Below are 9814 nucleotides of genomic sequence, written 5' to 3'. Positions count from 1 at the left end.
TAGAATCATTTATGCTTTAGTTTATACATTAAACAATGGAGAGGTACCCAACAAATTTACACAACTTTCTTGACATCAGCATTATTTTTTATATCTTAAGGGAATAACAAGTCAATGTAATACGCGCCCCTTCAATACTATGCCTTTTTATTGGTAATTTTGCAGCTAACGTTTTGCCGTAAGGAGTAAAATCCTGTTGATAAATCTCTTTATATTTTGAAGATATCCTTTGTTTTAAATTATTAATATAACCTTCAGGGAAAACCTTGTCATCTGCTATATGTTCAACAAACCAGATTCTTTTTGCGGTGATATTGTTTATGGGATATACCCTTTTTTTATAATCAAACATACAATAGGAATTGTTTATAAGGGTAACAGGTTTGTTTAAATCCTGATGCAGAGTGTAAATTTTCAAGCCGCTTAAAGCTATTATATTTAAGTAATAATTTATAATTCTGAAATTTATATAGTGACTGGTAGTTAAAACAATATCCCCTGCCTGCTTGTTTTTCATGATAATTGAAGAGACAGTTTTCCACTCTTCAATCTGGTTTGAATTATGATACTCTTCCAAAGAAAAATAATTTTTTATGGAAATAAGAGACCCGAAAACAATCAACAATATCAAAAGATATTTTAAGGGTTTTGTTTTCAGGTTCGTCAAGGAATACGATACAAGAATAAGATAAAAGGGAAAAGAAGCTATAAGATATTTTGGCATGGTAGGTTTTAATAAAATGGCGGAAGAAATAATAGGGAACAAAACTAGGATAAGAAGAAATGCTATCTTTATATTGTTAGCCTTTTTAAAATTTTTCAAAAGCAGAAAAGCCCATGCCAAACCGACGGGCATAACTACAAAAAAACTCCAAGGCGCCAGAGTTTCGCCAAAAGATAAAACAAACGGAAACAATATGATTTTTGTGTACCATGGGAAAACACTAAAAGCCATTTCGGCCTGAGAAGATATGACATTTGAAAAATTAAGCATAAACATCTTGATATAAAATGGACTCGCAAGTAAAACAGCAACAAAAAGAAGAAGAGGCAAAATTATATACTCCTTGATTTTTTTATTAAAAAAGCAGTAATAACACCAAAAGATAAAATGAGATGCCATTAAAAGGAGGGAATATACATGAGTCAGTAAAAACAACAAAGAAAAAACAAGGTATCCTATTTTGTGCCAGACTTTTTCTCCATTATTTAAAATCTCCCAGAAACACCAGGTTGAAAGCAACCCAAAAAGCATAAGGAGCCCATACATCCGTATTTCATGAGAATGCATAACTAACAGCGGCGATATGCTTAATAGAAATGAAGCAGCCAAAGCAACTTTAGAATCAAAATATTTTTTTGTAAAAACAAACAAGAGAGGAATTGAACTTAATCCTATAATTACAGACAAAAGTCGTAAGATATATTCAGATGGTCCGAAAAGCTTAATCCAAAAAGAGAGCAAGACAAAATAAACCGGCAAATGAGAATCTTGTGTCAGATTAATTGTTGCTGCTTGATATATTTCACGAAAAGTCTCTATAAAACTTATCTTTTCATGTCTAAAATTGTGCTCATAAAAATTGTATGAGATATAAAGACTGTGAGCCTCGTCTCCCCATAAACTGCGAAACTGCAGATTATAAAGCCTGACAAACAAACCAATAATAAATATACACAAGAATAATAATATAACTTTTTTTGTCATGATCTTTTTCTCCTTATAAATCCTTAAAAATATTGTAACGCTTGTTTTTTAATATTTTTATTTTTTCAATTACCATTTTTGGATTAGAAGTAATAACACTTAAAGTCTCAATGGAAGTTTTTTCTCCCTTTTGTCTTATTTCGTTCTCTATAGGCCTAAACTTTTGTATTTTTTTTATACCAAGTCCTATGCCCCCAATCCAACCTATAATAAATAATGCCAGAAATAGCGTGGCAAACCATTTTAAATATTTAATCAGCATGCCATTTACCTGCATCCATATAATTAAAAGCCATATGACCCCAATAAAATATAACATCTGAAAAGCATGATATCTGGAAAGAAGAGCAAATTTAAATCCAAAGTCAGTCCTTCCTATGGAAGTAATAGCGCAATTTAAAAGACTAAATAAAATTAATAAATAAGGAAAAAATATTTTTTCTCTTTCTAATTTAAAAGTTTTAAGAATCAAAAAAGCCCCAAAAGCTGTCATGAAAACACCCCACAAACCTGTCAAAAACAATAATAAATTTAAAAATACTCCTGCTTTATATGTAGGAATAAAATTAGCTCCCATATAAATAAAAAAATAAAAAACTATCTTTATTAGTTTACTTAAAGGGGATACTAATAAACCCTGATTATTCATATTAGAACTAATAGCTGATAGATTGTTTGAAACTCCTTCGGGCAATGAAATCGGTTTTACAGAAAAGGAGACTCCCCAAAAATAAAGAGCAAAACAGAGCAATGCGAAAAAAGAAAAAATTAAGAGATTAATAGTTTTAGGCCTATTTTTCAGAAAAAAGCCAAACAGGCATATCACCCACCCCAAAAGACCGCTTAAAAATGAAAAAGAAGCCGCAAAAAGCGATAAAATAACAATAATAAGGCTTTTAAAATTATCTCCTGCCGATAAAGAATTTTTAATTGCGACAGAGACAAAAAAGATTGACATTAAATGCGCCCCCCCACCCCACAGCAAACTTTCATGATGAACAGGCGAAAACTGGGATAACAAAGCAAGAAAAAACAACAAGATCATATTTTTATCATGAAAAATACTTAGGAAATATTTAAAAATAAAAAAGAGAATAAGCACAAAACAAAACAAAGAGAATATATTTTCTGCTCTCTGGTCATATTTTGTTAAGTTGGCTAAGGAAAAAAGAACTAATCTTGGAAGAATTACCCTATGCAAATTAACAGGAGAGAACATTTTTATTAAATCAAATTTGCCAAAAAGGTCAACATGTTCCCATTGTTCGCCGACAAAAACAGCAGGAGTAAACATAAAAACATAAAACAATAAAAGAATTGAAACAACTAAAAAAATAATGAGTAGATGAATATTTGATATTTTTTTTAACATATTATTTTAATTTTTCTATCGAACCTCTTCCTGTTTTATTAAAAACAAAATCCCGCACGGCATAAAAAGTAGACTTAATCCCCGTTAAGTCATACCTTCTTATTGACTGCAAAAAAGAGTAAGCAGGAAAAACCATAAAATTCAACAAAAGCGGAAGATATTGTTTTGTTTTCTTGAAAAATAAAAGGTTGTTTCTTGTCCTAAAATAAGTATAAAAAGGAGAGAATTTCCCTCCCATGGAAGCGGCAAATTTGTGATAAATTTTAGCTTCTGGTACAACCATTATTTTAAAACCGGCTGATTGGGCGCGTCTACAAAAATCTACATCTTCATAATTATTAAAATAATCAGAATCAAGAAAGCCTATCTTTTCAATAACTTTCTTTCTTATTAACATACAACAACCGGAAACCCATTGAGTTTCGCTGTTGTTTTGAACCTGCCCGAGGTCTTTTTGGTTATAATAAAAATGAAAAGGCTTTTTCATCACGGGCATGTAACCTCCGCCTATAAACCATATTTTATCTTTATTATTATAAAACATGATTTGAGGAGAAAATATTCCCGCCTCGTTGTTTTCCTTGGCGGCATTGATCAAAATATCCAAAAAATCAGGTTCTAGAACAGTATCATTGTTTAATAATAAAATAAAATCACAATTTACCTTTAAAGCTTTTCTGATGCCTATATTATTTCCTTCGGCAAAACCAACATTAAAAGCGTTTCTTATAACCTCCACATCAGGGAATTTTTTCTGTATATTATCTTGTGAACCATCTTTTGATCCATTATCTACCAATATAACAGTATTATTAGGATAAGTAATATTTTTTAAAGAGTTTAAACATTCAGTAGTATCTTTTTCCTGGTTCCAATTTAAAAGTATTGTTATGACTTTAGGATAATTATTTGATTTCACGTCAAATCCTCTTTAAAGAGTTTTTTTCTACATCCTGATATTTTAGTCTGCTTAATTTCCATGAAAAAATCCTTTCTAATTAGATAAAACTTATATATTAAAATATAGCTTTTTTCAACAAAAAACAACGCAACTTTTCCATATAAAACAAACGTCTTTCTTTGTTTATACATAAAAAGACAAAAAGAAACAAATAAATAATAGAAAGCAACATCGCTTTTATTATAATAATAAGCCAATTATTATTTATCATTCCAAAATTAAAAAACAAAAAAGGCAACATCAAACAAACCCCCAGCAAAATTGGCATAAATATGGTTTCAAAAAAATACTTTTTAAAAGAAATTTGCCCCTCTCTGCAAACAGTAAATGGGACTAACCAAAAGCTTGTAACAAACATGGCCAAAAAAGTCCCCAGGATAACACCAAACAAACCGAATTTTAAAACTAAAAAAATAGAAAAAAATAAATTCAAAAAAGCTTCGAGGATATTAAACAAGACTATCTTTTTTAATTTTCCCATCCCCTTTAAAGCCATAACTCCGGGACGAATAATACTCCCCATTAAAGCCACAAGCGCCATAAAATAAAAGATTAAATTCCCTACAAAGTTTTGACTCCCAACCCAAAGACCTATTATGTCTTTTCCCAAAAAAATCAATATCAAGAAAAGTATGGTCGCCAAACCTATTGAAAATTTTGTACTCTCAAATAGAAACAAAACAAATTTATCTTTATTTTTGGAAGAATGAAACTCTGAAAAAAAAGGGAAAAAAGCATCCGATATTTTATATGTAAAAGTTGTAGTTGCTTGAGTCATACGAAAAGCAATCGCATATGTAGCAACAGACGAAATGCCTAAAAATTTTGCAATTATAATGCTATCTGTATTAAATACTATTTGTCCGCCAAGACTTAAAACAAGCATAAACCCGCTAAAAGATAATATTTTAAAAAATATAGTTCTATCAAACCCCCACAAATTAGAAAACAAATCTGGCATGGTTTTTTTAAGATAAACAACCCTCAAGAAAAGCACAAAAAAAGTTGTCAAAAGCAATACAACGGCAAGGCTCATGATCCCAAATCCCATTTTCAATAAAACAATTGTAAGAATTGCGTTGACAATCACACCTAGGATATTTATTATATTAAAAGAAAAAAAATCTTTAAATCCAAACAAAACACTACCAAACACATTTGAAGGAAAAGATAGAGCCATATTCAAACCCGCCAGCAAAAAAACAATAGAGCTTATACTTAAAAGATCCTCTCTTATATCAAAAAATCGCATCAGGAAAAAACTAAGGAAAACTGTAATAACAACAACAATGCTGGCAATAATTGAATAAACCGTAAACGAATTAGATATTATTTTTTTAGCCTCAGGAAGATTAGGTGTATTGTTTTCCGATAAAAACTTACTTGTCGCAGTTGCAACACCAAAGTCCAAAAGCCCCATGTAGCCAACAATTGAAAGAATAGTAATCCATATTCCATACTCCAATTTACCAATCGAGCTAAGAATAATGGGTACTAAGGCTAAATTAACACCTATATTCAATATAGAATGAATATAACTTGTAGAAATACCAAGTATCAATTTTTTTGATTTTTCCATAAGATTAAAAAATCTACTTACTCACTTGCTTTTTCATTCAAAAAATACAAGGCAGTAAAAATATTAAAACTTCTTCTTTGCATCTAGAATAATGTAATGTTTGAGCTAAAACCCTTTCTATTGTAATCCCAAGATATCTCGAAGAATTATAAGTTGGAAGACAGATAGTAACTTGTGATCTTTTCTGATTCATGGTTATAGATTTAAACTCTCCACAACTTTCATCAAACTCTCACTGGTTTTCAACAAATACGTCCTACACCCCACAGCCTTCCCCGCCTCTACATCAATCTGCGAATCGCCAATAAACCAGGAATTTTTAAAATCAATTTCAGGGTATTTTTCTTTTGCCTGTAAAAGCAGCCCCGGTTTTGGCTTTCTGCAATCGCAATTATCCTCAGGCGCATGGGGACAAACAAAAATCTCGTCAATATGCGCCCCTTCTTTCGCAAGCGCTCCCCCCATCTTTTGATGAACAATATCCAAAGCTTTTTGCGTCATCTTCCCCCGCCCAATTCCTGATTGGTTTGTAATTAAATAGACTGGGATATTTTTATCATTTATAAGTTTTATTGCAGAGATAGCATCAGGAAGGAATTCAAATTCATCCCATTTTTTGACATAGTCCATTTCAATCTTTTTGTTTACGACTCCGTCTCGATCAAGAAATACAGCGCTTATTTTATCTGCCATTTTTAAACCACTCTATAGTCTTTTTAAGCCCTTCTTCAAGCTGGACAACAGGCTCCCATTTAAGTTCTTTTTTCGCTTTGGAAATATCGGGTCTTCTCTGTTTCGGATCATCTTGCGGCAAAGGTTCATTTATAGTTTTCAGAGAACCTCCTATAATTTTTGAAACAACCTGTGCAAGCTCAATCATTGTAAACTCATTGGGATTTCCAAGATTTATCGGAGTATGAATATCTGATTGCATAACTTTATAAATTCCAGAAACTAAATCTGATACATAACAAAAACTTCTCGTCTGTTTACCATCTCCATAAATTGTAAAAGGTTTATTATTCAATGCCTGATTTATAAAGTTAGGAACAACTCTACCATCATTCTTTCGCATCCTGGGACCATAAGTATTAAAAATTCTAATAATTCTGGTATCCAAACTGTAATGCCGCAGATAAGCCATAGTTGTCGCTTCCGCAAATCTTTTGGCTTCATCATAAACACTTCTTGGCCCTATTGAATTTACATTTCCCCAATATTCTTCTTTTTGAGGAGAGACTAATGGATCTCCGTAGATTTCAGAAGTTGATGCAAATAAATATTTTGCTCCCTTTTCTTTTGCAAGTTCCAAAGCATTAAATGTACCTAGCGCCCCGACTTCCAGCGTTTCAATCGGCAGTTCCATATAATCAACAGGGCTGGCGGGAGAAGCCATATGAAGGACAAAGTCAATCCTATCTTTATAATCCAAATGTGTAGATATGTCATGTTCTATAAATTTAAGATTTTTGTTCCCCTCATGATGTTTTATATTATGCAGTGAACCTGTTATAAGATTGTCAATACAAACAACTTCATGATCTTCCTGCAAAAGAAGATCAATAAGATGGGAAGCTATAAATCCGGCCCCACCTGTGATTAGGATCTTCATCTTCCAACCCCAATATATTTAAAACCCGCCTCTCTTACTCTTTTAGGATCATAGATGTTTCTTCCGTCAAATATAATCTTATTTTTTACAAGTTTTTTAGCCCTTTCAAAATCAAGCTCTCTAAATTCTGCCCATTCGGTAACAATAACAACAGCATCAGCACCCGCAATTGCATCATACACTCCATCGGCAAAAGAGATGGCTGTTAACTGTTTTTTTGAATTAACAGAAACAGCAGGGTCATAAACTGTTATTTTGGCCCCTTTTTTAATCAGTGAATCAATAATTTCCAGAGACGGCGCCTCTCTCAAATCATCTGTATCTGGTTTAAAGGACAAGCCCAACACAGAAATTTTCTTTCCTCTTAGCTTCTTTAATTCTTTCAAAATTTTACCGACAAAGAGATCAACCTGAAAATCATTAACCTCGGTAACAGATGATAAAATTTGAGGGTCATAACCCTGCTCGCGAGCCAAATGCATTAAAGCCAAAACATCTTTTGGAAAACAACTTCCGCCATAGCCGATTCCGGCATTTAAAAATTGCTTGCCGATTCTTTTATCAAGTCCCATAGCATTTGCAACTTCCAAAACATCTGATCCAACTTTTTCGCAAATATTCGCAATTTCGTTTATAAAAGATATTTTTGTCGCTAAAAAAGCATTTGAGGCATATTTGATAAGTTCCGCACTTTTAACCGATGTAAAGATTATATGCGCATTTAACGGCCTGTAAAGCTCTGTAATTAAATTAAAAGCGCGATTGTTGGATGCCCCAACTACAATCCTATCCGGATTCATAAAATCGGATATTGCGGAGCCTTCCCTTAAAAATTCGGGATTTGAAACCACGGAAAAATCTTTTTCAGGTATTTTATTCTCTGTTAAAATTTTTGTAACAATATCTCCCATTCCAACGGGAACAGTGCTTTTATTCACAATCACTTTAAATTTCCTTGATTTGTTCCCTTTTTTTGATTTTAAAGCCTTTGCAATGCTTTGAGCTACGGAAATAACAGCAGAAATATCAGCCTGCCCGTTTGATTTGGGAGGAGTTCCAACAGCAATAAAAATAACTTCTGAATTTAAAACAGCGGATAAAATATCATGGCTAAAAATGAGCCTTTTTGCTTTATGGTTTTTTGAAACAAGCTCAGGAAGTCCTGGCTCATAAAAAGGAATATCGCCTTTTGAGAAAATCTCAAGCCGTTTTTGGTCTTTATCGATACATACAACATCATTTCCAAGATTCGCAAAACAGGCTCCTGTTACAAGGCCTACATAACCGGTCCCGATAACTGCTAGTTTCATTTATGCCTCCAATTAACCAAAAAACAAAAAAACTTAAGGATAGAAAACTCTTTTCATATTTTTAGGTTTTTTAGTTCTTTCAACTCAATTACTCAAAGATTTTAGAACTTAATCCTCTGGCCAGATCAGAGAAAAAATCTTTCAATTCTTTAATAGTTGTTTGTTTTATCATTTTGGGCAAAGCTTCAATTCGTTTCACTTTTGATAATTCCCCACCCAGGAAAATGTCATCAACTTTAATGCCAAACTTCTTTTCAACATCACAGCGAATATTTTCTATATTAAATTCTTTTAACAAAAAAAACATGTCCACAAAATCTTTTGGATCAAAACGGTCTAAAAGCGCCATTAGTTTATTAGTAGCAATGTCCCGCAAGCTATCGATCTTAATATCATTCTTAACGGTTGTGGCTTCTAATTGTATAAATGGATATTTACTAAATTCAATTTTCAATTCTTCTTCATTGATTTTAAAAAAGAATATATTCCTATCATAAAGCCGCTCAAAACGAACAGAGGTAGCATTGATTTCGATTTTAAGCCTTTCTGCAAAATCATGCAAAAAGACTGCATCAGGATTATCATAATTGAAAAAATCCAAATCATCCGAAAGTCGATGCTTTAAATAATAAGCGGCTAAAGCTGTCCCGCCGCTCAAATAAAAATCCTTAAAATTACTCTCTTTTCCAATAAAAGCAATCGCCTTTTTTTGAATATAAGTTAAAACTGTTTGTTCCATAAAAGCAATTCCAAAAAGGCCCTTCTGTTTTCAGGAATATTTAATTGAGGAAGATATTTTTTAAGCATTTCTTTATTGAGTTTTTTTCCATCAAGACCATAATTAATTAGGCGCTCCAAACCCCAGACTGGATCAGCTTTCTCTTGTTTTTTATATTCAATTTCCTTATAATCCCATACCATAAAAATATTTTACCACATCTCCAACCGAAATTCCGTCTCATTTTTGCGATATAAATATAGTATCTTCGTGCTATAATATTAATTAATGTTTGAATTTACAAACAAAATGGAAGAATGCAATAAGCTGAAAAATGAATTGGATTCTTTTCGACCATTTTCACCCTCTGTAATAACCCAACTTAAAGAATATTATAAAATCAATTTAACATACACAAGCAATGCAATTGAGGGAAATTCTTTAACCGAATCAGAGACAAAGGTTGTCATAGAAGACGGAATAACCATCGGAGGCAAGCCGTTAAGGGATCACCTTGAAGCAATAGGACATGCTTCGGCTTATGATTTTATTTA

At 32.2% G+C, this 9814-nt stretch carries 9 protein-coding genes and 1 pseudogene; 1 reads left to right on the top strand and 9 read right to left on the bottom strand.

Translation table 11 applies throughout. The features are described 5' to 3' along the window. Window positions 1–88: 88 nt before the first annotated feature. From A2290_02810 to A2290_02770, 9 genes are all read right to left on the bottom strand, one after another. Window positions 89–1708: a hypothetical protein gene (locus A2290_02810; protein OGC15116.1), complete on the bottom strand. Its 1620-nt coding sequence runs from the start codon at window positions 1706–1708 to the stop codon at window positions 89–91. 13 nt (window positions 1709–1721) lie between these two features. Then, window positions 1722–3080 carry a hypothetical protein gene (locus A2290_02805; protein OGC15115.1) on the bottom strand — a complete coding sequence of 453 codons (1359 nt, stop codon included), beginning with the start codon at window positions 3078–3080 and terminating at the stop codon, window positions 1722–1724. Between the two features lies 1 nt (window position 3081). Beyond that, entirely contained in the window at window positions 3082–3999 is a 918-nt protein-coding gene (locus A2290_02800) for a hypothetical protein (protein OGC15114.1), read from the bottom strand. A gap of 97 nt (window positions 4000–4096) precedes the next feature. Continuing rightward, on the bottom strand, window positions 4097–5620 hold the full coding sequence (locus tag A2290_02795; protein ID OGC15113.1) for a hypothetical protein: 1524 nt from the start codon (window positions 5618–5620) through the stop codon (window positions 4097–4099). A gap of 195 nt (window positions 5621–5815) precedes the next feature. Then, window positions 5816–6313, bottom strand: coding sequence for a hypothetical protein (locus tag A2290_02790; protein OGC15112.1), 498 nt, complete (start codon window positions 6311–6313; stop codon window positions 5816–5818). Continuing rightward, window positions 6303–7232, bottom strand: a complete 930-nt coding sequence (locus A2290_02785; GenBank protein OGC15111.1) for an NAD-dependent dehydratase — start codon at window positions 7230–7232, stop codon at window positions 6303–6305. Before A2290_02785 ends, A2290_02790 begins: the two co-directional genes overlap by 11 nt. Further along, a complete protein-coding gene (locus A2290_02780; protein ID OGC15110.1) occupies window positions 7229–8542 on the bottom strand; it encodes a UDP-glucose 6-dehydrogenase in 1314 nt (437 codons plus the stop codon). Before A2290_02780 ends, A2290_02785 begins: the two co-directional genes overlap by 4 nt. A gap of 88 nt (window positions 8543–8630) precedes the next feature. Further along, window positions 8631–9281 (bottom strand): hypothetical protein, encoded by a 651-nt coding sequence (locus A2290_02775; protein OGC15109.1) that lies wholly within the window; start codon window positions 9279–9281, stop codon window positions 8631–8633. Further along, on the bottom strand, window positions 9263–9463 hold the full coding sequence (locus A2290_02770) for a hypothetical protein (GenBank protein ID OGC15108.1): 201 nt from the start codon (window positions 9461–9463) through the stop codon (window positions 9263–9265). The genes A2290_02775 and A2290_02770 overlap by 19 nt, the downstream gene beginning before the upstream one ends. An 85-nt stretch (window positions 9464–9548) precedes the next feature. Between A2290_02770 and A2290_02765 the strand changes: the two are divergent. Beyond that, a pseudogene (locus tag A2290_02765) lies at window positions 9549–9814 on the top strand (cell filamentation protein Fic).

The sequence above is a fragment of the candidate division WOR-1 bacterium RIFOXYB2_FULL_36_35 genome, from assembly GCA_001771505.1.
GTDB lineage: Bacteria > Margulisbacteria > WOR-1 > XYC2-FULL-46-14 > XYC2-FULL-37-10 > XYB2-FULL-36-35.
The sequence above is the reverse complement of the archived record's forward strand: the minus strand, read 5'-3'. Positions and strand labels throughout refer to the sequence as shown.